The 1,179-nt window shown below is 62.8% G+C and carries 2 protein-coding genes; both read right to left on the bottom strand.

Going from position 1 to position 1,179, the window contains the following annotated elements:
- On the bottom strand, window positions 1–691 hold a 691-nt coding region (locus tag ACGFNJ_RS44085; protein ID WP_393462669.1), incomplete at its 3' end, for an IS3 family transposase.
- 20 nt (window positions 692–711) lie between these two features.
- Window positions 712–1,023, bottom strand: coding sequence for a transposase (locus ACGFNJ_RS44080; protein ID WP_393462667.1), 312 nt, complete (start codon window positions 1,021–1,023; stop codon window positions 712–714).
- Between the last annotated feature and the right edge of the window lie 156 nt (window positions 1,024–1,179).

The following is a 1,179-nucleotide window of genomic DNA, read 5'->3' as shown; positions in this document are numbered from 1 at the left end:
CCCCGATACGCCCGAACCTCCAACTGCCGCTTCCCATACGCCAACACACACCTCCGAGATCAAGGTGTTGCGACGACCAGTTGAATCCAGCTTGGCATCCGGCGTCGCTGTGATGGATCAGTTCGGTGCCGATGCCGCGGCCGGTGTGATCGCGTCGCCACAACGCCATCTTCAACGCGGTGCTGACCATTGCGGTGTCGCGCACTGTCGTGGCGTGCCAGCCGACGATTGCCCGGGAGAAACAGTCGATGACAAAGGCCACGTATACGAACCCCGACCACGTCCTGGTGTAGGTGAAGTCGGTGACCCACTTACGGTTCGGTGCCGCGGCGGTGAAGTCGCGATCAACCAGATCCGGTGCTCGCCGGGACTGGCGCCCTGGTGTGGTGGTGCGGTGGCGGCCACCGCGAACCACACCGGCGAGTCCCTCGTCGCGCATCAGCCGATCGATGGTGCCCACGGTGACCCGATAGCCTCGCCGGCGCAGATACGCGGTCATCTTGCGCCGCCCATACAGGCCCTCTGGGGTGCCCAGGGTCGCTTTCAACGCGTCGGTGACGATGGCGTCTGTGACCGTGCGCGCTGCCGGGGAAGCAGTTCTCCAGTTCCGATACGTGCGTGGGGCGACCTGCACACCGTGCCCGGACAGCACACGACAGATCGACTCGACCCGATAGTGTTGCGCACGCATCTCGTCGATGAACTGGCAGATCAACGGTGGCGAGGGTCGAGCTCCCTCGCGAAGAAAATCGAGGCCGCCTTCAGGATCTCGTTGGCTTCCTTCAGATCTCGCACTTCACGTTCTAGATCCCTGATCCGTTGCTGCTCGGCAGAAGTAACCCCGGGCGCCTGCGCCGCATCGACCTGCGCCTGCAATACCCACTTACGCAACGATTCCGGCCCCACACCCAGCTTCGGGCCGATCCTCTGGCAGGCGGCATACACCGACCGATACTCACCGAGGTGGTCGAGCACCATCTTCACCGCACGCTCACGCTGCTCTGCGGGGTAAGGCTTGGGCATGATGAACATCCTTCTCAAAGAAGGAAGCGGCATCAAACCCGGGACGGTTCAATATCGGCGAGGTTGCGTCCAATAGCGTGGTGTAGCAGCTGTCGCTCGGCCGATGAGGTCGAATCTCGGACGTGAGGGTGGCCATCGCGTGATCCTTCAAGAGAC

Origin of the sequence: Nocardia sp. NPDC049149, assembly GCF_043197455.1 — a bacterium.
GTDB lineage: Bacteria > Actinomycetota > Actinomycetes > Mycobacteriales > Mycobacteriaceae > Nocardia.
The sequence above is the reverse complement of the archived record's forward strand: the minus strand, read 5'-3'. Positions and strand labels throughout refer to the sequence as shown.